General features: G+C 64.3%; 25 protein-coding genes. 12 read left to right on the forward strand and 13 right to left on the reverse strand.

The genetic code is table 11. The features are described 5' to 3' along the window. Nucleotides 1-20 precede the first annotated feature (20 nt). The gene (locus HWV67_RS16750) at nucleotides 21-584 is read left to right on the forward strand and encodes a hypothetical protein (RefSeq protein ID WP_175652053.1); all 564 of its coding nucleotides are present in this window, start codon (nucleotides 21-23) and stop codon (nucleotides 582-584) included. Then, complete coding sequence (locus HWV67_RS16755) at nucleotides 581-1,147, forward strand: nucleotidyltransferase family protein (protein WP_256680144.1); 567 nt, start codon at nucleotides 581-583, stop codon at nucleotides 1,145-1,147. The genes HWV67_RS16750 and HWV67_RS16755 overlap by 4 nt, the downstream gene beginning before the upstream one ends. A 46-nt stretch (nucleotides 1,148-1,193) precedes the next feature. Here the strand turns inward: HWV67_RS16755 and HWV67_RS16760 are convergent, their stop codons facing one another. The 8 genes from HWV67_RS16760 to HWV67_RS16795 all read right to left on the reverse strand — a co-directional run bounded on the left by HWV67_RS16760 (nucleotide 1,194) and on the right by HWV67_RS16795 (nucleotide 8,608). After that, nucleotides 1,194-3,626: a TonB-dependent siderophore receptor gene (locus HWV67_RS16760; RefSeq protein ID WP_175652055.1), complete on the reverse strand. Its 2,433-nt coding sequence runs from the start codon at nucleotides 3,624-3,626 to the stop codon at nucleotides 1,194-1,196. A gap of 90 nt (nucleotides 3,627-3,716) precedes the next feature. Next, nucleotides 3,717-4,682 (reverse strand): FecR domain-containing protein, encoded by a 966-nt coding sequence (locus HWV67_RS16765; RefSeq protein ID WP_175652056.1) that lies wholly within the window; start codon nucleotides 4,680-4,682, stop codon nucleotides 3,717-3,719. After that, nucleotides 4,679-5,209 carry a sigma-70 family RNA polymerase sigma factor gene (locus HWV67_RS16770; protein WP_175652057.1) on the reverse strand — a complete coding sequence of 177 codons (531 nt, stop codon included), beginning with the start codon at nucleotides 5,207-5,209 and terminating at the stop codon, nucleotides 4,679-4,681. The genes HWV67_RS16765 and HWV67_RS16770 overlap by 4 nt, the downstream gene beginning before the upstream one ends. An 85-nt stretch (nucleotides 5,210-5,294) precedes the next feature. Then, entirely contained in the window at nucleotides 5,295-6,425 is a 1,131-nt protein-coding gene (locus HWV67_RS16775) for a hypothetical protein (RefSeq protein WP_175652058.1), read from the reverse strand. Nucleotides 6,426-6,604: 179 nt separating this feature from the next. After that, a complete protein-coding gene (locus HWV67_RS16780) occupies nucleotides 6,605-6,946 on the reverse strand; it encodes a HopJ type III effector protein (protein WP_175652059.1) in 342 nt (113 codons plus the stop codon). Next, nucleotides 6,939-7,235: a DUF1244 domain-containing protein gene (locus HWV67_RS16785; protein ID WP_110969646.1), complete on the reverse strand. Its 297-nt coding sequence runs from the start codon at nucleotides 7,233-7,235 to the stop codon at nucleotides 6,939-6,941. The genes HWV67_RS16780 and HWV67_RS16785 overlap by 8 nt, the downstream gene beginning before the upstream one ends. Nucleotides 7,236-7,249: 14 nt before the next feature. Continuing rightward, on the reverse strand, nucleotides 7,250-7,942 hold the full coding sequence (gene folM, locus HWV67_RS16790) for a dihydromonapterin reductase (RefSeq protein ID WP_175652060.1): 693 nt from the start codon (nucleotides 7,940-7,942) through the stop codon (nucleotides 7,250-7,252). A gap of 84 nt (nucleotides 7,943-8,026) precedes the next feature. Next, complete coding sequence (locus HWV67_RS16795; protein ID WP_175652061.1) at nucleotides 8,027-8,608, reverse strand: antibiotic biosynthesis monooxygenase; 582 nt, start codon at nucleotides 8,606-8,608, stop codon at nucleotides 8,027-8,029. A gap of 214 nt (nucleotides 8,609-8,822) precedes the next feature. Between HWV67_RS16795 and HWV67_RS16800 the strand changes: the two genes are divergently transcribed. Further along, the gene (locus HWV67_RS16800) at nucleotides 8,823-9,767 is read left to right on the forward strand and encodes a MerR family transcriptional regulator (RefSeq protein ID WP_175652062.1); all 945 of its coding nucleotides are present in this window, start codon (nucleotides 8,823-8,825) and stop codon (nucleotides 9,765-9,767) included. Between the two features lie 6 nt (nucleotides 9,768-9,773). On the opposite strand, the gene HWV67_RS16805 is transcribed toward HWV67_RS16800, so the two are convergent. Beyond that, nucleotides 9,774-10,382 carry a hypothetical protein gene (locus HWV67_RS16805; protein ID WP_175652063.1) on the reverse strand — a complete coding sequence of 203 codons (609 nt, stop codon included), beginning with the start codon at nucleotides 10,380-10,382 and terminating at the stop codon, nucleotides 9,774-9,776. 58 nt (nucleotides 10,383-10,440) lie between these two features. After that, nucleotides 10,441-10,902 carry a PAS domain-containing protein gene (locus HWV67_RS16810; protein WP_175652064.1) on the reverse strand — a complete coding sequence of 154 codons (462 nt, stop codon included), beginning with the start codon at nucleotides 10,900-10,902 and terminating at the stop codon, nucleotides 10,441-10,443. Between the two features lie 121 nt (nucleotides 10,903-11,023). Here HWV67_RS16810 and HWV67_RS16815 point away from each other — a divergent pair, with 121 nt between their 5' ends. Then, nucleotides 11,024-11,479 carry a flavodoxin gene (locus tag HWV67_RS16815; RefSeq protein WP_175652065.1) on the forward strand — a complete coding sequence of 152 codons (456 nt, stop codon included), beginning with the start codon at nucleotides 11,024-11,026 and terminating at the stop codon, nucleotides 11,477-11,479. Here the strand turns inward: HWV67_RS16815 and HWV67_RS16820 are convergent, their stop codons facing one another. Continuing rightward, entirely contained in the window at nucleotides 11,480-12,364 is an 885-nt protein-coding gene (locus tag HWV67_RS16820; protein WP_175652066.1) for a LysR family transcriptional regulator, read from the reverse strand. A 95-nt stretch (nucleotides 12,365-12,459) separates the two neighbouring features. On the opposite strand from HWV67_RS16820, the gene HWV67_RS16825 reads away from it, so the two are divergent. From HWV67_RS16825 to HWV67_RS16845, 5 genes are all read left to right on the forward strand, one after another. After that, nucleotides 12,460-12,846: a CidA/LrgA family protein gene (locus HWV67_RS16825; RefSeq protein WP_175652067.1), complete on the forward strand. Its 387-nt coding sequence runs from the start codon at nucleotides 12,460-12,462 to the stop codon at nucleotides 12,844-12,846. After that, the gene (locus tag HWV67_RS16830; protein WP_095154458.1) at nucleotides 12,836-13,522 is read left to right on the forward strand and encodes an LrgB family protein; all 687 of its coding nucleotides are present in this window, start codon (nucleotides 12,836-12,838) and stop codon (nucleotides 13,520-13,522) included. Before HWV67_RS16825 ends, HWV67_RS16830 begins: the two co-directional genes overlap by 11 nt. Nucleotides 13,523-13,670: 148 nt before the next feature. Next, nucleotides 13,671-14,576 carry an alpha/beta fold hydrolase gene (locus HWV67_RS16835; protein ID WP_175652068.1) on the forward strand — a complete coding sequence of 302 codons (906 nt, stop codon included), beginning with the start codon at nucleotides 13,671-13,673 and terminating at the stop codon, nucleotides 14,574-14,576. 109 nt (nucleotides 14,577-14,685) lie between these two features. Continuing rightward, complete coding sequence (locus tag HWV67_RS16840; RefSeq protein ID WP_175652069.1) at nucleotides 14,686-15,600, forward strand: SDR family oxidoreductase; 915 nt, start codon at nucleotides 14,686-14,688, stop codon at nucleotides 15,598-15,600. A gap of 63 nt (nucleotides 15,601-15,663) precedes the next feature. Further along, nucleotides 15,664-16,005: a hypothetical protein gene (locus HWV67_RS16845; protein ID WP_175652070.1), complete on the forward strand. Its 342-nt coding sequence runs from the start codon at nucleotides 15,664-15,666 to the stop codon at nucleotides 16,003-16,005. 296 nt (nucleotides 16,006-16,301) lie between these two features. Here HWV67_RS16845 and HWV67_RS16850 read toward each other — a convergent pair whose 3' ends face one another. After that, nucleotides 16,302-17,084 carry an IclR family transcriptional regulator gene (locus HWV67_RS16850; protein ID WP_175652071.1) on the reverse strand — a complete coding sequence of 261 codons (783 nt, stop codon included), beginning with the start codon at nucleotides 17,082-17,084 and terminating at the stop codon, nucleotides 16,302-16,304. Nucleotides 17,085-17,295: 211 nt separating this feature from the next. Between HWV67_RS16850 and hmgA the strand changes: the two genes are divergently transcribed. The 3 genes from hmgA to maiA are packed head-to-tail and all read left to right on the forward strand — an operon-like array spanning nucleotide 17,296 to nucleotide 20,540. Next, nucleotides 17,296-18,597 carry a homogentisate 1,2-dioxygenase gene (gene hmgA / locus HWV67_RS16855; RefSeq protein WP_175652072.1) on the forward strand — a complete coding sequence of 434 codons (1,302 nt, stop codon included), beginning with the start codon at nucleotides 17,296-17,298 and terminating at the stop codon, nucleotides 18,595-18,597. Between the two features lie 2 nt (nucleotides 18,598-18,599). Further along, nucleotides 18,600-19,892, forward strand: a complete 1,293-nt coding sequence (fahA, locus tag HWV67_RS16860; RefSeq protein WP_175652073.1) for a fumarylacetoacetase — start codon at nucleotides 18,600-18,602, stop codon at nucleotides 19,890-19,892. A gap of 12 nt (nucleotides 19,893-19,904) precedes the next feature. After that, on the forward strand, nucleotides 19,905-20,540 hold the full coding sequence (gene maiA / locus HWV67_RS16865) for a maleylacetoacetate isomerase (RefSeq protein ID WP_175652074.1): 636 nt from the start codon (nucleotides 19,905-19,907) through the stop codon (nucleotides 20,538-20,540). Between the two features lie 46 nt (nucleotides 20,541-20,586). Here the strand turns inward: maiA and HWV67_RS16870 are convergent, their stop codons facing one another. After that, on the reverse strand, nucleotides 20,587-21,393 hold the full coding sequence (locus HWV67_RS16870; protein WP_175652075.1) for a SirB1 family protein: 807 nt from the start codon (nucleotides 21,391-21,393) through the stop codon (nucleotides 20,587-20,589). Nucleotides 21,394-21,453: the final 60 nt, after the last annotated feature.

A 21,453-nucleotide genomic window follows, 5' to 3' on the forward strand; every position in this document is an offset into this window, starting at 1 on the left:
AATTTTCCCGAGGTCGCCGCATGGCGCGTTTCTACCTTTCCGTCAGCCTCCTGTTCTACCTCCTGGCCCTCTGCTTCGATGCCGTGCACCTTTCCGGCGGCAGCGCCATGCCCGCATTACAAATGCTGCTCCAGGGCCCATGGGGCATCGTCTTCGGTCTGTTCGGCTGGTTCGCCAATCCGCTGTTCGGCCTGGCCCTGCTGGTTCGCCGGCGCTGGCGCTGGTTTTCGCTGCTGCTCGGTCTCTGGTCGCTGTACCTGGCCGTCGCCAGCCACGGTATCGAGCGTCTGCCGGACAACCAGAGTTACAGCTTCCACGACGTCACCGGCTTTGCCGCCGGCTACTACCTCTGGGTGATGGCCATCGGCGCGTTCTGCGCCGGCCAGGCCTGGTGGTGCAGTCGCGGGCGGGCAAGCGAAGTGCCGCGCTGGAGCCTGGCGGATGGCGGCCTGGCGCTGCTGCTGTTGGTGGTGGTGATCATCGGCCTGCGCGATGCGAACCTCAGGTTTGATATCGAACGTGCTTTCGAATGGCCATCGCCTACCTGGGAACAGCAAACCCCGCGCAAGGAAGACACCATTTGAGCAGTCCCGCACTGAGCGCCGAAACCGTCACCGCCATCGCCCTGGAAAACCCGGTCAATGCCGCCTTGCTGCGGATCCTTGCCGACCTTGACCTGCCAGACGCCATGCTCACCGCCGGCTGTCTGTTCCAGGCGCTGTGGAACCGTGAAGCAGGGCGCCCGCTCGATTGGGGCGTAAAGGATTACGACGTCATCTACTTCGATGAAGACCTGTCCTGGGAAGCCGAAGACCGCGTGATCCAGCGCGTGCGCCGGGCCTGCGGCGATCTTGCCGACAAGGTCGAGGTGCGCAATCAGGCGCGGGTGCATGTCTGGTACGAAGCGAAGTTCGGCGCGGCCTATCCGCCGTTGCGCTCGGTCACCGATGGCATCGACCGTTATCTGGTGCGCTCCACCTGCCTCGGGCTCAATGTGCGCAGTGGGGCGTTGTACAGCACCCATGGGCTGGATGACTTGCGCGACGGCTTGCTGCGCAGCAATCCGCTGAATCATCAGCCGGCGATGTTCTTGCGCAAGGCCCGGAGTTATCAGGAGCGCTGGGACTGGTTGATGATCGTGGAGTAAGCGGACCCGCTGGCAGGTCCGCTGGCGCAAAAAGATGCGTTGCCGGTCAGAAATCGTACCGCGCACTCACCGCGAAATTCCGCGGATTGCCGTACAACCCCTGCGCCCCATGGATGCTGGTCAGGTAGGTCTTGTCGAACAGGTTGTTGAGGTTCAACGAGCCCGACAGGTGCTCGCTGACCTTGTAGCGCGCCATCGCATTCACCACGGCGTAGTCACCCTGGGTGACCTGGAAATTGCCAAACTCGACGTGGGTCGGGCCGAACCAGTTAACGCCACCGCCCACCGTCAGGCGATTCCAGCCGCCTTGCAGGTTGTAGGTGCTCCACAGCTTGATCATGTCGATGGGCACGCTGGTCAGGGTGCGGTCACCGTCCGCGTCCTTGGTTGCCGAGTGGGTGTAGCTGGTGCTGATGTTCCAGCCCGGCAGCAGTTCGCCGCTCAGTTCCAGGTCGTAGCCTTTGGTGGTGGCCCCTTTCACCGCGCGTGACGCGGTGGTGCTGGTGCCAGGCACCACGTAGCCGGCGTCCAGTTCCGCCAGGTTGTCCCGTTCGATCTGGTACAGCGCCACGCTGGCGTTCAGCGCCCCATTGAAGAACGCGCCTTTCCAGCCCGTCTCGTAGTTCTGCCCGGTGACCGGATCAAGCACCGCGCCGTTGCGGTCCTGGTTGCTCTGCGGCTGGAAAATGTCGGTGTAGCTGACGTACACCGACTGCTCCGGCGTGAGGTCGTAGACAACCCCGGCATAGGGCGTGAACACGCCGCTCTCGCGGCGGCGCGAGGTGTTGGGCGCGACGGTGCTGAAGTAGGTCAGGTTGTAGTCGTAGCGGTAATCCGAGACGCGTCCGCCGACGATCAGGCTCAGGTCGTCGCTGAGCTTGAAGCGGTTGGCGGCAAACACGCCGTCCTGCTGATAGCGGGTTTTCATCACGAAGCTGGGGGTGAAGGTGGTGCCTTTGGGCAGGTAGTTGTCCCAGGTGTTGAAGTTGAACAGGTTGGCGATGCCGTCACTCCAGACGTTATGGGTGTTGTCGTACTGGGTGTAGTTGTAGCCGGCGACGAAGTCGTGGGTCTGGCCGAACAGGCTCCACGGCCCCTGCACGGTGACGTTCAGGCCTTTCTGGGTCTGCTCGGCCTTGGCCAGGCCGCGGTCGGCGCGGGCATTGCCGGTCTGCTGGTTCAGCGACGGCAGCACGCCAACGTCCTTGAACAGGTAGTTGCCGATCAAGTCGGTGCGGTCGACATCCATGTAGTTGGCCGAGAGGTTCAGGCTCCAGCCATTGGCGAACGCGTGGTCCAGGGCAACGAGGTAGTTGTAGGTCTCGATCTCGTCCTTGGCCCAGCGCGCGCCCACGCTGGTGGAGCGCGAGAAGTGCGTGGGCTGGCCGTTGCTGTACACCAGTGGAATACCGGCGGCGCCATCGGCTTCGGTCTTGGCGTAATCGATACCGGTGCGCAGCACCGTGTCTTCGCCGAGGTCGAATTCCACCACGCCATAGAGAATGTCGCGGCTGTTGCCGTAGGCATCCATGAAGCTGTTCTGCTGTTGTCTGGCGCCGACCAGACGCCCGCGAACATTGCCGCTTTCGGTCAACGGCCCGGAGATGTCGCCCTCGGTACGGTACAGATCCCACGAGCCCGCGCCGGCTTGCAGATGAGCCTGGAACTCGCGGGTCGGACGCTTGCGCACCATGTTGATCAGCCCGCCCGGATCGCCCGAACCAGTCATCAGGCCGCTGGCGCCGCGCAGCACTTCGACACGGTCGTAGAGCACCATGTCCATGGCGGTCTGCGGGATGGTGCGGGTCTGACTGTCGCTCTGGGTGGTGATGCCGTCGATCTGGTAATTGGTGATGGCGCTGCCACGGGAGAACACGTCGTAGCGGTCCATGCCGCTGTACGTCACGTTGATGCCGGGCGTTTGCTCCAGCACGTCGGTGAGGCGATTGAGCTTCTGGTCTTCGATGCGCTGGCGGGTCATCACGCTGACGGACTGCGGCGTTTCCCGCAGTGTCAGGGGCAATTTGGTCGCGGTGCTGGTCGAGCCGGTGGTGTAGGAACCGGTGCCTTCGGTGGTTGCGCCGAGGCCGGCGCCGACCACCGAGGTAGCGCCCAATTCGAGGGCGTTGGCGTTGCTCGCCACGGCCTCCAGCGAGTAGTTGCCGTCGCGGTTGACCAGACCGAGCCCACTGCCGCTCAGCAGTTGACCGAGACCGTCGACCACGCCGTAGTGCCCGTGCAGGCCACGGCTTTGTTTACCGGCGGTGAGTGTGGCATCCACCGACAGCAGAATGCCGGCTTCGCGGGCAAACTGGTTCAGTGCCTGGTCCAGCGTTCCGGGTGCAATGGCGTATTCGCGCACCGCCTGCTGGCTGGCGCCGGCGGCCAGAACGGCCTGGCAGGGAAGCAGCGCGACAGCGAGTGCACCGCTGATCAGCAGGGCGGGAGTGAGTCGAGGCGGGAGGGGCAACAGCGGCATTGCGGGACTTCCTTCTTGAGAGCGCTTCGGGGGATTCAAGAGGTATCCCGAACGAGCCGGCAAAACCGACAAGGCCGGCTGCAGTTTTTTTCAGTCCCGTGGCAACACGCTGACCCAGTAGCGGGTTATCCGCTGGACGCGCACCGGCAATGTCTGCTCCAGCGCCTGCAGAATCCGGTCGGTGTCTGCCAGGGGAAACACCCCCGACAACGGATAATTCGCCACCGCCGGATCGCAGCGCAGCACGCCCGGACGATAGCGCGACAGTTCCGCGATAAAGCGCCCCAACGACATCTGTTCGGCCACCAGCCGGCCCTCGCTCCAGGCAATGGCGTTGAGGTCGGCCTTGCCCGGCGGGCCGTTGCGTCTTGCGTTGAACCACAGCGACTGGCCGGCCTTGAGCTGCACCGCTGACCCCTCTCGCGGCCGAATCTCCAGGGCACCGTCGTACAACTGCACGCTGCTGCCGCCGGCCTGGGTCTGCACCGAGAAACGCGTCCCCAGCGCCTGCACTTCACCGGCTTCGGTTTCGACGACCAGTGGCGCGTGGGCAAACGCCGGGTCATGGCCGCTGTCCAGCAGCACCTCGCCGCGCAACAGACGGATACGTCGCTCGCGGTCGTTGAAACGGATATCCACGGCGGTATCGGTGTTGAGCCGCAACTGGCTGCCGTCGGCGAGGGTGCGTTGCAGCGTTTCGCCGACGCCGCTGCGCAGATCGGCCATGGCCTCGCGCCAGGGCAACGTGCGGTGCGCAATGGCGCCGCCGCCGCCGATCAGCAGCAAGGTGCTGAGCAGCTTAAGGGTGTGGCGGCGGCGCAGTTCCGGTTGCTGGCGCAGCACATTCAGGCTGGTCGCGGCGGGGACTTTGGTCAGCTCCTGCTGCAAACGGCCCAGCCGTGACCAGGCCCGGCGATGTTCGGCGTCATCCGCCAGCCAGGCGTCAAACGCTGCCTGCTGCTGATCATCCAGCGAGCCTTGCCAGTGCAGCATCAGCCAATGGCTGGCCTGCTCGACCACGGGTTCAGCGATGGGGGCGTCGGTGGCTCGGCTCATTCGCTGTACATCACCGTGTAGCAGGCCTGGATTGCCCGGGTCATGTACTTCTGCACCGCACTCAGGCTGACGCTCAGGCGTTCGGCGATCTGTGCATACGTCAGGCCCTCGAACTGCGACAGCAGAAAGGCTTCGCGCACTTTGGCCGGCATCGCGTCGAGCATGCGGTCGATGCGCAGTAGGGTTTCCATGATCAGGGCGCGGGTTTCGGGCGAAGGCTCCATGGCCTCCTCGGCGTGGGTGAGGGTGTAGAGGTAGGCCTGCTCGATACGCTGGCGGCGCCATTGATCGATCACCAGATTGCGGGCGATCTGCAGCAGGTACTGACGGCCCTGGCCGAAGCCAGGCAGGCGGCGGGTGGCCAGCAGGCGGAGGAACGTGTCCTGGGCAATATCGGCGGCATGTTCCCGGTCGGCGAGGCGTCGGCGCAACCAGCCTTGCAGCCAGCCATGATGATCGGCATAGAGGTCGCGGACTTGCATCTGCACGCCTGACTCGGGCGAAGCCTCGACCACCTGCCTGTCCATGGATGTTTCCAGTTGTTAATGGGAATCGGTCGCAAGTGTAATGGCGGCGCTCACATTTGCAAACAGACAGTTTTTTCGGCGCCCCTCACGCCAACCCGCAGTTCCAGTTGTTGCGGACAGTCAGCCCGTTGAACACCAGGTCGAAGCGGTGTTCGGTACGCAGGCCCTGCAGCTTGTCATCGACGACCGGCACGATCGGCAGGTTGTAGGTCCGCGCGCAGAGGTTGATGGCGTCGATGATCCGGTTATCGGAATAGAACCCCATGACATCGCCAAGCCCCGGAATGTCGTACAACGCCGGATCAATCGCATCGACCAGGTACTGATGCCCCTGGTGAACGCAGACCTTGATGAAGATGCCGGTCACCGTCGTGGTGGTGTTGAACAGCCTGGAGGTGCCCAGCACGACGATCTCGTTGTAGTGCGATTCGCCACCGGTGCCCTGGGTCTGGCTGATCACCTGGGCCAGGTTGGCGTAGCTTTGCCAGGCGTGTTTCAAGGCCATGTTGTTCTGGCCTTTGGCGATGCCCTGGGCCTGGGCAATGCCGTTCATGGTGCGGGCGTTGTCGTTGGGGAACTGGATGTCGCGAGGGGCGAAGCCGAAGATGTTCCAGACCGGCGCGTTGATGATCCAGCCCAGTGGCGAGGCCGTGGAGCACTTGGCGCCGGACAGCAGACTGCAACTGAGCACCAGGCTGGAAATCGTCGCGGGGTTGGACAGCGAGCGCAGCACCGGCTTGGCGATCACCCGACCGTGTGCCGAGCCTGGGCCTATCACGTAATCGGCCCAGCCGGCATCATCGCTGGCCACTTCTTTCTGGGCGCCGAAGCCGTGCACCAACATGGGGAAAGCCTCGCCATGGGGCACACTGGGGTTGTAGGTGCTGCGATAACCCCAGCCACTGACCTCGGCATTGGTGAAGTCCGGGCAAAGCTGACGCAGTTTATTGCGCACGTCGCGCTCGGTGAGATTCATGTGCGGCCACAGGGTGCGAACGTAGTTCGGCCGGGCCAGCACCTCCATGATCAGGTAGGCCCGCTCCAGATCCGACGCGGAGTCGGTGAGCACCTGGGTCAGGGTGTTTTTCTGCGCCAGGGTCGCCCGGCTCAGTTGTTGTGCCACCAGCCTGCGCGCGGCCAGACCGCAGACATTCTCGACCGCCCCAAGTGCCCACCGGGCCTGCGCGTGCTCGGCCAATTCCAGTTGATCAAACATGCTCGACTGCTCCTTGAAACACGTTGTGAGGTGCGATGTCACTCTGATGGCAACTACGCGAGCGCTGAACAATAGCCGATATTTTGTGACCGGGGAGGGCGTTGGCGGAGGGGAGCAGCGGGAGGGGAGTATTGCGGCGGAGCAGACCCGGCATCCAGGCCGGATCTGCCCTTGAGGGCTCAAGCCTTGCGCTTGAGCGGCTCGCCTTCGAACGTCACCCCGGCCAGGCCGTGGGCGATGAGGGCGCGGATGTTGCCGTGGTCGCTGCCTTCTGGGGTGGCCAGGACCGAGCGGTAATGCTCGCCGAACGCCAGCAGCGCTTCCTGATCGCTCAGGCCTTCCAGCAGGGCCAGTCCGAGGGTCTTGCAGGAGCCTTCGTTCTGGCCGGCAGCGCTTTCCACGCCGCCGTTGTTGAAGGCGCGTTGTTCGTAGTCATAGTGCTCGGCGATAAACGCCAGGGTGTCGGCGAAGGCGTGCTCACCGCTGTTGAGGCGAGTGCGCAGGGTGTTCAGGTCAGTCATGCGGTTTTCCTTTGGCGAACGCGGCTTGCTGCTCGGCGCTGGCTTCTTTTTGGTATTGGCTTTTCCACTGGTCGTAAGGCATGCCGTAGACCACCTCGCGGGCGTCATCCAGGCTCACCTCGATCTGGCGTTCGTCCGCGGCCGCCTTGTACCACTTGGACAGGCAGTTGCGGCAGAAGCCGGACAGGTTCATCAGGTCGATGTTCTGCACGTCGGTGCGGTTGCGCAGGTGGTCGACCAGGCGACGGAATGCCGCGGCTTCGAGTTCGAGTTGTTCTTGCGGGCTCATGGGCGTTCTCGTTATCAGGCGATACGGTTTTTCAGGTGGCGGCCACCGTTGATGACCACGCTGCTGCCGGTGCTGTACTGGCTTTCGAGCAGGAACAACACCGCGTCGATCAGCGGCTGGGCGCCGGGTTCGAATTCCAGCAGGGCCTTTTTCAGGGTCTGCTGGCGGTAGTGCTCGTCGCCGCCTTCCTTGAGGATCAGCAGGCCCGGCAGGATGGCGTTGACCCGCACGCTGGGGGCGTACTTTTCTGCGAACGACAGCACCATGTTCTGCAGCGCGGCCTTGGTCGCGGCATAGCCGATATGGCTCTTGCTGCCGCGGGACGAAGTCTCGTCGCAGATGTGGATGATGTCGGATTTTTCCAGCTTGAGCAGTTGCTCGCCCAGCGCCAGGTTCAGGTGGTACGGCGCTTCGACGTGCAGCTTGAACATGGTGTTGAGGTTGTTCAGGTCATCGTCGAGCCACAACGAGGCGTTGTGGATGATGCCACGCAGGCCGTCGTAGTGGCTGCGCAGGTGCTCGATGAGGGCTTCGCGGTCCCGTTCGCTGCACAGGTCGGCCTGGAACTGGATGATATTCGGATGCGCTGCGGTCGGGTTCTTGCTGCGGCTGGCGCTGACGACCGTGTGGCCGGCCTGCGCCAGTTGCGTGGCCAGCGCCAGCCCGACTCGCTGGCTGCCACCGGTAACTAGGATTGGGCTGTTCATAAGCGGGAACGATCAACTTTTCAGGTTCGCAGGGTCAGGTGCCAGCATACCCGAACTCGTCGCCATTGACCGCCCCCGGGGCCCTCAGCGGCTTTCCAGTGAACCGGGCTCAGGCGCCGCTGGCCGTGGGCTCTTGGCCGGGGCATTGAGCCAGTTGGCGAGGCAGCGGGTCGACAGCGGAATGAAAAAATAGACCATCAGCGGTGTCAGCCCGAGGGTGCTGAGCAGGATGCGCGGCAACAGGCTCAGTTCGGCCAGCCAGTGCCCGAACAGCAGGTTGAACGCCAGCGACACCGGGAAGAATGCCAGCCAGATGGCCACCGCCTGCTTCCAGCGCGGCGGGCGCTGCGCGGTGCTGTTGCCGAACCAGCCTTCGATGCCGCTCACGCGTTGTTCGGTGGGTTGCTGGAACAGGCCGTTGCCGCGGGCCAGCCAGGCGCTGCGCGAGGCGGAGAATTCCCAGGCGTGCAGGGTCTTTTCGTCGACGAAGCGGAAGATGATCTGGAACTCGTCGCCCTGGGGCGGCGGTGCGAGAACCCCGGAACCGAGGTAGCCGGGAAAGTCGGTGGCGAGCAATTCGCCTTCGTGCAACCAGGCGATCATGTCCTGATAACGGCCGTCGGCGACGCGCCGCGCGAGCATCAGGGTAACGGGAGGGGTAGACATCGTGTATCTCCTGACGAATGTCCGCAGCGGGTAGCCGCGACCATGGAACGCGCCCGGGGTGTTGGGCTGCGTCCAAAAACAGGCAAGGATTATTCCGTAAATTCTGTGACTCGTCAGTGTCGGCGTGACGGAGTGCACAGATGGCCTTTGGCTCGGCGAGCCTGCGAAGGGGTAGAATGCCGGACATTTCCTACAGCAGGCGGCGCTTCCGGCGATGATCGACCCGACCTCACTCACCGATAGTGGACTACAGCACGAAGAGTTGTTTCCCATCCGTGAAGTCTCGCGCCTGACCGGCATCAACCCGGTCACCCTGCGTGCCTGGGAGCGCCGTTATGGGCTGATCCAGCCGACGCGCACCGAAAGTGGGCACCGCTTGTATTCCCGCGCCGATATCGACGAGGTCCGCCATATCCTTGGCTGGATCGAGCGCGGCGTGGCGGTGAGCAAGGTGGGCAAGATTCTCGCCCGCAACCGCGGCGGCGAGGTGCGGCCCAGCGAAGTGGCCGATCCGCCGTCTGTCGACGAGCACGAAAAATGGCAGGCGCTGCTGGGCCAGGCCGTGCGGGCGTTCGATGAAGTCCGGCTGGAGCGGGTCTACGGGCAGGTCTTCGCCAGCTACCCGCTGAGCGTGGTGTTCCAGGACATCCTGATGCCGGTCTGGCAGGAATTGCGGATCGCCCATGACGGCTTTGGCCACACCAGCGAGTGGCTGTTTCTCGACACCTTCCTGCGCGCCCGGGCCTGGCAGCGCCTGCAACTGGCGCGGGAGCAACAAGAGGTTCGCGTGGTGCTGACGGCGCTGCCCGAGCAGTGCCGGGAGCTGGAACTGCTGGTGTGTGCCTTGTTGCTGGGCAGCAGCGAGATTGCGGTGTCAGTCCTGGCGCCGGGTCAGCCGCTGGAAGAACTCAGCCTGGTCTGTGAGCGTATGGCGCCGGATGCGCTGGTGCTGTTCTCCAATCATTCACCCGCCGCCGATCTGCCCAAGCGTCTGGCGCGCCTGGCGCTGGCGCTGGATTGCCCGCTGCTGTTCGCTGGCGAAGGGTCGGAGCTGGCTCAGGACAGCCTAGTCGGTTCGCAGATCATCTGCCTGGGGGGCGAGGGGCGTTTGATGCGGCGGCGTCTGCAACAAGCGCTGGACGGCCATCTGGACACCTGACGCCGTTCAGGAAGAATGCAGTTCCGGGTGGGCGAGGCGGTGCTGCTGGAGGATGTACTGGCGCAGCCGTTCGATTTCTTCCGGCGGGTGCTGGCTCAACTTGTAGGCCGCCAGTCCTTCGGCGGTAAGCCGTTGCAAGGTGCCGCGCAGGGCGATGGGCGCGATGCCGTCGGGGCTGAACCAGAGGTTGAAGGTTTTTGGCGATTTCTTGCCGGCCGGTACTTCCACCAGTGCACCCTTGAAGGAAATTTCCCTGACTTTCAGGCCGCTGCTCAGGCCCAGTTCGTCTTCGAGCATCACCGGCGTGTCCAGCGTCAGCCGCCAGGGCCGGACCACTTCGCCTTCTTCATAGATGCTCGGCGCGCCGACTTGCAGGTGCAGGGCATGGAATTCGTCTTCCACCAGCACCAGCGGAAAACTCATCTGCTGGTTCTCGAACTGCGCCTGCACGGTCACCTGCTCATTGGCCACCAGTCGGGTGAGCAACGCCTGGACTTCGCTGCGGCCATTGAGGCGCAGGCTGGAGTTGGGGTCGACGCGGTTGAGCTGGGGAGAGCGGTGAACGCTCTGGATAAAATCCAGCTCAGCCTGGGTCAGAAGGGCATCGGCTTGCATGATAGGGAATGCCGCGAATTTTCCGGGTGATAAGTGGACAGCAAATCCGTGCCTTGGTTTAGGACCGCTGGTCGTTTTCTAACCGCAGGATACGTTCCCGGGCCTCGGCCAACTCGCGTTCCAGTTCTGCCACGCGCTGCTCGGCATGCACCTGGCGGCTGACGTCCTTCTGAATACCGATGAAATAAGTGAGCTTGTCGGCTTCGTTGAACACCGGCGTGATCGACAGTTCGTTCCAGAACGCGCTGCCGTCCTTGCGGTAGTTGCGCAGCACTTCCCGGCACGGCTGGCCGCTCTGCAGCGCCTGGCGAATCCGCTCGCGGGCGGGCTGGTCGCGGTCGTCGCCCTGGAGGAAACGGCAGTCGCGGTAAAGGATGTCGTTGGCGTCGAAACCGGTCATGCGCTCGAACGCGGGGTTCACGTAGATCAGGATGGTGTCTTCGTCGCCTTCCTGTTCGGCGACCACGATGCCGTCGTTGGAGGCATCGATCATGCGTTGCAGCAAGGTGGCGTTGATCATGGGGAACCGGTGCAGGGCAACTGGAGTGGGCAATTCTAGTGCATTGGCGGTCGGCGGATAAGGCCTTTTGCCAGCGACGGATGTTAGTATCCTACGCTTTTGCTCAGATACGGAATCCGCTATGAAAGTCGTCATCCTGTCCGGGTCGGTGTATGGCACCGCCGAAGAAGTCGCCCGTCATGCCCAGTCACTGCTCAAGGCCGCGGGTTTTGACGCCTGGCACGCCGCCCGTGCGACCCTCGCCGATGTCCAGGCATTCGCCCCCGAGGCTTTTCTTGCCGTGACCTCCACCACCGGCATGGGCGAGCTGCCTGACGGTCTGATGCCGCTGTTCAGCGAAATTCGTGACAGCCTGCCGGCCGCGTGGCGTGGTCGGCCGGGTGCGGTAGTGGCGCTGGGCGATTCCAGCTACGGCGATACCTTCTGTGGCGGTGGCGAGCAACTGCGCGAGCTGTTCGCCGAGCTGGGCGTCGAGGAAGTCCAGCCGATGCTGCGCCTGGACGCCAGCGAAACCGTGACCCCGGAAACCGATGCCGAACCCTGGCTGGCCGAGTTCATCGGCAAGCTGCGCGGCTGATCAGCCCGGCGGGTTTTCCTGCAACAGTTGCAGCCATGCCCGCGCCGCCGCCGACAGGTAGGCGCCGCGGCGCCAGATGAAGGCGATGTCCCAGCGCAGGTCGCGGGGTTCGGTCAGGCTCAGGCGAACCACGCCGGGCCGCTCCAGCGCCCGCGCCACCACGCGCGGCAGCAACACCACGCCTTGGCCGGCAGCCACCAGGGCGGCAAGAAAGTCCGCCTGGCCGCTGCGGCCACCTTCCTTCGGCGTGAAGCCCACGGCCTGACAGGCACTGAGCAGCCGGTCATTCAGCACAAAGCTGCGCTGATACAGCAGGAACGGCGTCTGCGCCAACTCCGCCAACTGCACACTGCCATTGCCGGCCAGCGGATGGTCCAGCGGTAGCAGCGCGTCCAGCGGTTCGTTGCAGAACGGTTGATGGTCGAAGGCCGGGTCTTGCGGCGTGAGGCTGCCGCCCAGTTCCAGTTCGCCGCTGAGCACCGATTGTTCGATGGAGCGGCTGCCGCCTTCGAGCAGGTGCACGGTGATATTCGGATAACGCCGACGGTACTCGGCGAACAGTCCGGCGAACAGCGCATCACTCCCCAGCAGCGGCAGGCCCAGGCGCAACTCGCCGCGGGCCAGTTGGCTGAGGTCGTCCAGCTCGTTCTGCAGGGCCTGGCGCAGGTGCAGCATGTCTTCGCCGCGCTCCAGCACGACCTTGCCGGCGGCGGTCAGGTGCAGGCGCGACGCGTGCCGTTCCAGCAGCACCACGCCGAGATCCTGCTCCAGTTGCGCCACCTGCTTGCTCACAGCGGACTGGCTGATGTGCAAGGTCTGCGCGGCTTGGGTGAAGCCGCCGCGGTGTACCACTTCGATGAAGCTGCGCAGTTGTTTGAAGTCCATGATCTGGATTCCGTTTTGGAATGCTGCTCAGTCTAACAATTCGCTTTTTGCATGTATGAGCAAATTTTACAATGGGCTCCCCTGAGGACCCTTCGATGAAACTCGCGAACCTGAAATTCCTTGCGCGCCTGCTTGCCGAGCTGGGCGTGCTGCTGGCGCTTTACCTGCTCGGCGGGAAGTTGGCGGGGTGGCTGGGGTGGCCTATTCCCGGTGGCGTGATCGGCCTGGCGCTGCTGCTGGCGCTGTTCGCCAGCGGCTGGCTCAAGCCCGCCGCCTTGCAGCGGGGCGCTGCGGTGCTGATGGCGGAAATGCTGCTGTTCTTCATTCCGGCGCTGATGAGCCTGTTGGACTACGGCACGCTGCTGCGCAGCGACGGCTGGCGGATTCTGTTGGTGATCGCCGTCAGCACGTTGCTGGTGATGCTGGTGACCGCCTTCACCGTGGAGTGGGTTTGCCGCCGGAGCTTGCGCCATGAGCCTTGAACCGATGCCGCTGTTCTGGCTGGCGCTGACGCTGGCGACCTACCTCGGCAGCCGCTGGCTGTACCGGCGCACCGGGCGCTACCTGCTGTCGCCGCTGATCCTGGTGCCCGCCGTGCTGCTGGCCATCGCCGTGCCGCTGCACACCGCCTACGCCGAATATTCCCGTGACACCCACTGGTTGATGGCGGTGCTTGGCCCGGTGACCGTGGCCTTCGCCGTGCCGATCTGGCAGCAGCGGCGCCTGCTCGCCCGGCACTGGCCGGCGTTGGGCCTGGGCATGCTGATGGGCAGTGCGGCGTCGATCGCCAGTTCCTGGGCGCTGGCGCGGCTGCTGTCATTGGACAGCGCGGTGAGCCTGTCGCTGCTGCCGCGTTCGATCACCACGCCCTTCGCCATGCCGCTGGCCCAGGAACTGGGCGGCGTACCGGAACTGACCGCAGTGTTCGTGATGTTCACCGGCGTGCTCGGCGCATTGTTCGGTGGCGTGCTGTTGCGCTGGCTGCCACTGCGCACGCCGCTGGCGCGGGGCGCGCTGTTCGGCGTCGGTGCCCACGGCGCGGGCGTCAGCCGGGCCCATGAAGTGGGCGGCGAAGAGGGTTCCGTGGCGGGGCTGGTGATGGTCCTGACCGGTTTGCTCAACCTGTTTGCCGCGCCGCTGTTGTCGGCGCTGCTCTGACATTTGGCGCGGCTGACTCGCAGGGTCATCAAGCTGGCTGCGAAGGCAACTTTCGATTCGGGCAGGCGTGACTATGCTGTCCAACAGAGCACAGAACATGTGCCGCGTGCCCGACACTTAACACAACCCTCTAACCGAGATCCCGCTAATGCCATTGGCAGAGATACCTCTGTGCGTCTGGCGTACACGGAGCCTGGGATTCACGTTCCGCGGCCAGAGCATTCGCTACTGGACGGCAGGGCAGGGAGAGCCACTGCTACTCATTCACGGATTTCCCACCGCCAGTTGGGACTGGCATTACCTCTGGCAGCCACTGGCCCAGCGTTTTCGCTTGATCGCCTGCGACATGCTCGGCTTCGGCGATTCGGCCAAACCGCCGCGACACCGCTACAGCCTGCTGGAGCAGGCTGATCTGCAACAGGCGTTGCTGGCACACCTGCAGGTGCATGAACCCGTGCACATCCTTGCCCACGACTACGGCGGCAGCGTCGCCCAGGAACTGTTGGCCCGACACCATGAAGGCGTGGCGGAAGTCGCCACGTGCGCCTTTCTCAACGCCGGCTTGTTTCCCGAACGTCACCGCTCGCTGCTGGCCCAGCGGCTGCTGCTCAGCCACCTCGGCTGGCTGGTGGCGCGAACCTTCAATCGCGATGATCTGGTGCACAGCGTCAGCCAGATCTATGGCCCCTGCACTCAGCCCAGCGAAAGCGCGCTTGACGATTGCTGGAGCCTGATCACCTCGAACCGCGGCAATCGCATCCTGCATCGATTGTCGGCCTACGTGCCCGAGCGCCATCACTATCGAGAGCGATGGGTGGGGGCGCTGCAACAGGCGCGGATGCCGTTGCGCTTCATCAGCGGCGCGGTGGACCCGGTGTGCGGTGCGCACATGCTCGAGCGCTACCGTGAACTGGTGCCGCTGCCCGACACCGTGACCCTTCCGGGTATCGGCCACTACCCGCATACCGAAGCACCGGCGCAGGTGCTGCGGCACTACCTGGATTTTCGCCAGCAACCCTTGACCAGCAGCCTGCAGAAAGTCGCCTGGTCCTGACCCCGTCGTCACTTATTGCCCGCCATTCAGCGTCCGCCCGGTTGATTGTTCCGGGTCGGGCGCTGGCCGACACTGGGCGTTCCGTTCCTTGTTCAGTTGGAGTTGTGCCATGACCGATTCGGTGCGCCTGGAAGATAAAGTGGTGATCGTCACGGGAGCCGGCGGCGGCCTCGGCCGCGCCCACGCCCTGCTGTTCGCTCGCCACGGGGCGAAAGTGGTGGTCAACGACCTGGGCGGTTCGACCCACGGCGAGGGTGCCAATGCCTCGGCGGCGGATCGCGTGGTGGCGCAGATACGCGAAGCCGGTGGCACCGCGGTGGCCAACCACGACTCGGTCACCGACGGCCAGCGTATCGTCGAACAGGCCCTGGACAGCTTCGGCCGCGTCGATGTGGTGGTGAACAACGCCGGCATCCTGCGGGACAAGACCTTCCACAAAATGGACGACGCCGATTGGGACCTCGTCTACAAGGTCCACGTCGAGGGCGCCTACAAAGTCACCCGCGCCGCCTGGCCGCATTTGCGCGAGCAGAACTGGGGGCGGGTGATCTTCACCTCGTCGACCTCGGGCATCTATGGCAACTTCGGCCAGGCCAACTACGGCATGGCCAAGCTCGGCCTGTACGGCCTGACCCGCACCCTGGCGCTGGAAGGGCGCAAGAGCGGCGTGCTGGTCAACGCCATCGCCCCCACGGGCGGCACGCGCATGACCGAGGGCCTGATTCCGCCGCAGGTGTTCGAACAGCTCAAGCCCGAGCTGATCAGCCCGCTGGTGGTGTACCTGGGCAGCGAGCAATGCCAGGACAGCGGCAACCTCTATGAAGTCGGCGGCGGCTGGATCGGCCAGGTGCGCTGGGAGCGCAGCCTGGGCGCCGGTTTCGATCCGCAGCAGGGTTTCAGCGTCGAAGACGTCGCGGCCAACTGGGGCCGCATTGGCGACTTTGAAGGCGCCGTGCATCCGAAGGACAGCCTGGAAGCGCTGCAACAGATGATGGCCAATCTGCAGGCGTTCGCCGGTCGCTGAAGCGGCCCGCTTCCTGTCGTGATCTATGCTGGGAAGCCGTGATCGCGACAAGGAGTGCGAACGATGTATGAATCAAAAAATGACGCCGTCATCTCGGCCGATCAATTTCGCAGCCGCCTGCTACTGCATGCGTTGTGTGCGGGGTTGCTGGTGGTGGGCTCGATCCTGATCGGGGTGACCGGGCATCTGTATTTCGAAGAAGGCGTGAAGTGGTACGACGCGGCGTTCAACGCCACCTTGCTGCTGGGTGGCATGGGCCCGGTGGACCTGCCGGAGACGCCGGGCGGCAAGGTATTTTTCGCTGTGTACGGGTTGTACGTGGGCCTGGTGTTTGTCGCCAGCATCGGCCTGATTCTGGCGCCGGTGGCGCACCGGTTGTTGCACCGGTTTCATTGCGACGACTGATTTTTCGACGCCATAAAAAAGGCCGCTGCAAAGGCAGCGGCCAAGTAAGACGCAGATCAAGGAGCTTCAAAATCAACGTCGGTGAAACTGAAGGGTGACGCTTCGGAACAACAATCGAGGAGCACTCTAGGGGGAGAGTATTAACCGACCATTAAGGGGGCCGAAGCGTCAACTTCGCGCCTTGGCGAACACCGGATCGCCAAGACAGGACAAAGGATAGTCAGCTCTAACCTGCGGAAAAATAGTGCTTTCTGACATTCACTGTTGCGCTGCTCGCAACAGTGCACCAAAGCGGGTCACTGCGCCTCTTCATAGCCCATTCGCCAACTGATCGCCTTCGCCGTCGCCAGCAGCGTCTCTGCGGCCGGGCCTTGCTCGTCGGCATGGAAGATCGAAGTCGGGCCGACCACGGTGATCACCGCAGCAATCTTGCCCATCGCGTTGAACACCGGCGCGGACAGCGCGTCCACCCCCGGCATCAGCAAACCGTGCACATGGTGCAGGCCGCGTTCGCGGATGCGGGCGAACAGTTGCTCGTACTCCGCAGCGCTGTGGCCGGCTTGCGCCAGCTCCTCGTCACGCAACTCGATGGTTTCCCGCTCCGGCAGGTAGGCGCCGAACACAAGCCCGGTGGACGAACTGAGCAGCGGCAGTACCGAACCGATTTGCGTGACCACCGTCACCGCGCGCACCGCCGGCTCGATATTCACCACCGTCGCACCCTGGTTGCCCCACACGGCGATGAAGCAGCTTTCATTCAACTCATCGCGCAATTGCGACAGCGGCATCGCCGCGACTTTCAGCACCTCCATTCCGCCCAACGCCGCCAGGCCGACCCGCAGCGCTTCGCGGCCCAGGCCGTAATGGTTGGTGGCCTGGTCCTGTTCGGCGAAGCCGCTGGCGATCAGTGCCTGGAGATAGCGATGGACCTTGCTCGCCGGCATCTGCACGTGTTCGGCCAGGCGCGACAGCGAGGTGGCCGGGGACAACTGCGCGAGGGCCTTGAGGATGTCGGTGCCGACTTCCGCCGAGCGAACCTTCTGTTTGCCGTTGTCGGCGGGGGGCGTGGCTTTGGGCATGGGTGTGTTCACTGTGCGGGGCAGGAATTCGGAGATGTTGGGCCCCGAAGAAGGACGGCGGTCTTTATAACTTGACGCCCCCAGGCAATCAAATTACGTTATGCGTAATCAAATTACGAATAACAATAACGCAGAAGCGCCGCCATCGCTGCCTACGGCAGGCCGGGTGGTCAACCTGCCACAACCGGCCCGGACACGGCCTGGAGGCTCGATGAACCTCGATTCCACTTCCGCCCTCGCTTACCAGAGCGGCTTCGGCAACGAATTCGCCAGCGAGGCACTGCCCGGCGCCCTGCCGGTCGGCCAGAACTCCCCGCAGAAAGCGCCTTACGGTCTGTACGCCGAATTGCTGTCGGGCACCGCGTTCACCATGACCCGCCACGAACAGCGCCGCACCTGGCTGTACCGCATCCGTCCTTCGGCACTGCACCCGGCGTTCGTGCGTCTGGAGCGGCAACTGGCCGGTGGCTCGCTGGGCGCGATCACGCCCAACCGTCTGCGCTGGAGCCCGCTGGAGATGCCGGCCGAACCCACTGATTTCATCGACGGCTGGGTCACCATGGCGGCCAACTCGGCGGCGGAAAAACCAGCCGGCATCAGCATTCATTGCTACCGCGCCAACCGCTCCATGGAACGCGTGTTCTTCAATGCCGACGGTGAATTGCTGCTGGTGCCGCAACAGGGCCGCCTGGGCCTGTTCACCGAATTGGGCCGGCTGGAAGTGGGGCCGCTGGAGATCGCGGTGATCCCGCGCGGGATGAAATTCCGTGTCGAGCTGCTGGACGGTGACGCCCGCGGCTACATCGCCGAAAACCACGGCGCGCCGCTGCGTATCCCGGACCTCGGGCCGATCGGCAGCAACGGCCTGGCCAACCCGCGCGACTTCCTCGCCCCGGTGGCGCACTACGAGGAGCAGACCGGCCCGGTGCAACTGGTGCAGAAATTCCTCGGCGAACTGTGGGGCTGCGAGTTGCAGCACTCGCCGCTGGATGTGGTCGCCTGGCACGGCAACAACGTGCCGTACAAATACGACCTGCGCCTGTTCAACACCATCGGCACCGTCAGTTACGACCATCCCGATCCGTCGATCTTCACTGTGCTCACCTCGCCAACCAGCGTGCCGGGCATGGCCAATCTCGACTTCGTGATCTTCCCGCCGCGCTGGATGGTCGCCGAGAAAACCTTCCGTCCACCATGGTTCCACCGCAACCTGATGAACGAGTTCATGGGCCTGATCCAGGGCGAGTACGACGCCAAGGCCGAAGGCTTCCTGCCCGGCGGCGCCTCGCTGCACGCCTGCATGAGCGCCCATGGCCCGGACGCCGAGACCTGCGCCAAGGCCATCGCCGTGGACCTTGCGCCGAACAAGATCGACAACACCATGGCCTTCATGTTCGAGACCAGCCAGGTGCTGCGTCCGAGCCGCCATGCGCTGGACTGCCCGCAGTTGCAGAACGACTACGATAGTTGCTGGGCCACGCTGCCGAGCACCTTCACCCCGAACCGGAGATAAGCATGAATCAGACCGCCATTGCCCGCAGTTGGGTCGAGCACGCCAACGGGCATAGCGACTTCCCGCTGCAGAACCTGCCGCTGGGGATCTTCAGCCGCGCCGGTGGGGAGCGCCGTAGCGGTGTCGCCATCGGTGATGCCATTCTCGATCTGGACGCCGTACTGGCTGCCGGCCTGTTCGACGGCGAAGCCCGCGCGGCTGCCGAAGCCACTCGCGGCGGCGCGCTCAACGCCTTCTTCGCCCTCGGTCGCGGCGCCCGTGTCGCCCTGCGCCAGCGCCTGCTGGAACTGCTGACGGAAGACAGTCCGCACCAGGCTGCGCTGAAGGCCGCGCTGTACCCGGCCAGCGAGTGCGAGCTGCACCTGCCGGCGCGGATCGGCGACTACACCGACTTCTACGTCGGCATCGAGCACGCCAAGAACGTCGGCAAGCTGTTCCGCCCCGACAACCCGCTGCTGCCCAACTACAAATACGTGCCGATCGGTTACCACGGCCGCGCCTCGACCATCCGTCCGTCCGGCACCGACGTGCGCCGTCCGAAAGGCCAGACCCTGCCGGCCGGCCAGACCGAGCCGAGCTTCGGCCCGTGTGCGCGTCTGGACTACGAGCTGGAAATCGGCATCTGGATCGGCCAGGGCAACGAGCTGGGCGACGCCATCCCGGTGGCCGAGGCCGCCGAGCACATCGCCGGTTTCTGCCTGCTCAACGACTGGTCGGCGCGGGATATCCAGGCGTGGGAATACCAGCCGCTGGGTCCGTTCCTGTCCAAGAGCTTCATTTCCACCGTCTCGCCCTGGGTCGTTACCGCCGAGGCGCTGGAGCCGTTCCGTTGCGCCCAGCCGGCGCGTCCGGAAGGTGATCCGCAGCCGCTGTCCTATCTGCTGGACAAGCGTGATCAGGCGGGCGGCGCCTTCGATATCGAACTGGAAGTACTGCTGCTCACCGAGGGCATGCGCGAACAGAACCTGCCCGCCCATCGCCTGACCCTGAGCAACACCCTGAGCATGTACTGGACCGTGGCGCAGATGGTTGCGCACCACAGCGTCAACGGTTGCCAGTTGCAGCCCGGCGACCTATTCGGTTCCGGCACCTTGTCTGGCGCCAAGCCTGGCCAGTTCGGCAGCCTGCTGGAGATCACCGAGGGCGGCAAACTGCCGGTGGAACTGGCGAGCGGCGAAGTGCGCAAGTTCCTCGAAGACGGCGACGAAATCATCCTGCGCGCCCGCGCCAGGCGCGACGGCGTGGCCAGCATCGGCTTCGGCGAATGCCGCGGCAAAGTCGTCGCGGCGCACTGAGAGGGCAGGGGCATGGAACTCTTCACCTACTACCGTTCCACCTCGTCGTATCGGGTGCGCATCGCGCTGGCGCTCAAGCAACTGGAGTTCCAGTCGCTGCCGGTCAACCTGCTCAAGGGCGAGCAGCGTGAGGAACACTTCCTCGCGCTCAATCCCCAGGGGCGGGTGCCGGCACTGAAAGCCGATTCCGGTGAAGTGCTGGTGCAGTCGCCGGCGATCATCGAGTACCTGGAAGAGGTTTATCCACAGCCCGCGCTACTGCCGCAGGACCCGGTGCAACGCGCACAGGCCCGGGGCGTGGCGGCGTTGATCGGCTGCGATATCCCTCCGCTGCACAACGTCAGCGTGCTGAACCAGTTGCGTCAACTGGGGCAGGACGAGGCGGCGGTGAACCAGTGGATTGCCCACTGGATCAGCCAGGGGCTGGCGGCGGTGGAGCAGTTGATTGGCGACAGCGGTTTCTGCTTCGGCGATGAGCCGGGGTTGGCGGATGTGTACCTGATTCCGCAGGTGTACGCGGCCAAGCGCTTCAATATCGATCTGGGCGGCTATCCGCGGATCTTGCGGGTGGTGGAATTGACGGAGGAGCATCCGGCGTTCGTCATGGCGCACCCTTCGCGGCAGCCGGATACGCCGGCGGCGGGGTGAGTTGAGGCAGGTTCAAGGCCTCATCGCTGCAGTTCGGCGATGAGGCCTAATGAACTGACCTTTTCCCCGGCGGTAACTGCGCCAACCGCTCCGTCAGCCGTAACCGCTGGATCGGATCATCCGTCAGCAACAACGCATGCTCCAGGTCGAAGCGCTCGGCGTGGGGGCAATCCAGATGCTGATAAAGCGTCGCCCGCGCCAGGTAATCACTGGCCAGCGGCGGCCCCAGGTCCAGCACCCGTTCAGCATCCTTCAATGCGGCCAGATCGTTGTCATGGGTCGCATGCAACTGCCGCAAATTACGCGACAGGCGCTGAAGCATCTGCCGCGGACTGGCGACCTGCAGATGTTCCGCACTCAGCGGCACCTGCGGACCGAACTGGCGACCAAGCAATTCGCGGCAATCGGCCGGGTACAAGCGCCGCCCGCCGCACGGATCAAGCAGATGATCCGCCCCCGGCACCCGCAACAGAAAATGCCCCGGAAAATTCACCCCCTCCAACGGAATCGACAACCCGCGCGCCAACTCCAGGGTCAGCAGCGCCAGCGTCAACGGCTGGCCGCGACGGCGTAGCAGCAATTGATCGAGCATTCCGGCCTGGGGCCGCAGCGGGTGATATTCGTCTTCCTGGAAACCCAGTGCGCAGAGCTTGCGCAGCAGGGGCTGGGCCAGTTCGGTCAGCGGCAGCATCGGCAGGCTGTTGCTCACCTCATGCTGCAGCGCCAGCACGGCGTTCATCACCTGTGCCGGCTGCACCTGGTCGTCATGCTCGACGGCAATCCACAGCCCGGCCTCGAACAAGGCCGGGGGAGTGCGTTCCAGACAGTCCAGGCAGGCTTGGCGTGGGTTCATGGTGGTCTCCGCTGAGAGCTTCTGTTTTAGCCCTGGCGCATCGTTTCGTCCAGTGCTCCG

Source organism: Pseudomonas sp. Marseille-P9899, from assembly GCF_903166565.1.
GTDB classification, from domain to species: domain Bacteria; phylum Pseudomonadota; class Gammaproteobacteria; order Pseudomonadales; family Pseudomonadaceae; genus Aquipseudomonas; species Aquipseudomonas huaxiensis.

Coding starts and splice junctions, on each gene's coding strand:
- HWV67_RS16870 (WP_175652075.1), bottom strand. CDS start 21,393: ATGAACCCACGCCAAGCCTGCCTGGACTGTCTGGAACGCACTCCCCCG.
- HWV67_RS16775 (WP_175652058.1), bottom strand. CDS start 6,425: ATGTTTGATCAACTGGAATTGGCCGAGCACGCGCAGGCCCGGTGGGCA.
- maiA (WP_175652074.1), top strand. CDS start 19,905: ATGGAACTCTTCACCTACTACCGTTCCACCTCGTCGTATCGGGTGCGC.
- HWV67_RS16805 (WP_175652063.1), bottom strand. CDS start 10,382: ATGCAAGCCGATGCCCTTCTGACCCAGGCTGAGCTGGATTTTATCCAG.
- HWV67_RS16810 (WP_175652064.1), bottom strand. CDS start 10,902: ATGATCAACGCCACCTTGCTGCAACGCATGATCGATGCCTCCAACGAC.
- HWV67_RS16780 (WP_175652059.1), bottom strand. CDS start 6,946: ATGACTGACCTGAACACCCTGCGCACTCGCCTCAACAGCGGTGAGCAC.
- HWV67_RS16825 (WP_175652067.1), top strand. CDS start 12,460: ATGAAACTCGCGAACCTGAAATTCCTTGCGCGCCTGCTTGCCGAGCTG.
- HWV67_RS16845 (WP_175652070.1), top strand. CDS start 15,664: ATGTATGAATCAAAAAATGACGCCGTCATCTCGGCCGATCAATTTCGC.
- HWV67_RS16840 (WP_175652069.1), top strand. CDS start 14,686: ATGACCGATTCGGTGCGCCTGGAAGATAAAGTGGTGATCGTCACGGGA.
- HWV67_RS16830 (WP_095154458.1), top strand. CDS start 12,836: ATGAGCCTTGAACCGATGCCGCTGTTCTGGCTGGCGCTGACGCTGGCG.
- HWV67_RS16850 (WP_175652071.1), bottom strand. CDS start 17,084: ATGCCCAAAGCCACGCCCCCCGCCGACAACGGCAAACAGAAGGTTCGC.
- HWV67_RS16815 (WP_175652065.1), top strand. CDS start 11,024: ATGAAAGTCGTCATCCTGTCCGGGTCGGTGTATGGCACCGCCGAAGAA.
- HWV67_RS16835 (WP_175652068.1), top strand. CDS start 13,671: ATGCCATTGGCAGAGATACCTCTGTGCGTCTGGCGTACACGGAGCCTG.
- fahA (WP_175652073.1), top strand. CDS start 18,600: ATGAATCAGACCGCCATTGCCCGCAGTTGGGTCGAGCACGCCAACGGG.
- HWV67_RS16785 (WP_110969646.1), bottom strand. CDS start 7,235: ATGAGCCCGCAAGAACAACTCGAACTCGAAGCCGCGGCATTCCGTCGC.
- HWV67_RS16750 (WP_175652053.1), top strand. CDS start 21: ATGGCGCGTTTCTACCTTTCCGTCAGCCTCCTGTTCTACCTCCTGGCC.
- folM (WP_175652060.1), bottom strand. CDS start 7,942: ATGAACAGCCCAATCCTAGTTACCGGTGGCAGCCAGCGAGTCGGGCTG.
- hmgA (WP_175652072.1), top strand. CDS start 17,296: ATGAACCTCGATTCCACTTCCGCCCTCGCTTACCAGAGCGGCTTCGGC.
- HWV67_RS16770 (WP_175652057.1), bottom strand. CDS start 5,209: ATGGACAGGCAGGTGGTCGAGGCTTCGCCCGAGTCAGGCGTGCAGATG.
- HWV67_RS16765 (WP_175652056.1), bottom strand. CDS start 4,682: ATGAGCCGAGCCACCGACGCCCCCATCGCTGAACCCGTGGTCGAGCAG.
- HWV67_RS16795 (WP_175652061.1), bottom strand. CDS start 8,608: ATGTCTACCCCTCCCGTTACCCTGATGCTCGCGCGGCGCGTCGCCGAC.
- HWV67_RS16800 (WP_175652062.1), top strand. CDS start 8,823: ATGATCGACCCGACCTCACTCACCGATAGTGGACTACAGCACGAAGAG.
- HWV67_RS16820 (WP_175652066.1), bottom strand. CDS start 12,364: ATGGACTTCAAACAACTGCGCAGCTTCATCGAAGTGGTACACCGCGGC.
- HWV67_RS16760 (WP_175652055.1), bottom strand. CDS start 3,626: ATGCCGCTGTTGCCCCTCCCGCCTCGACTCACTCCCGCCCTGCTGATC.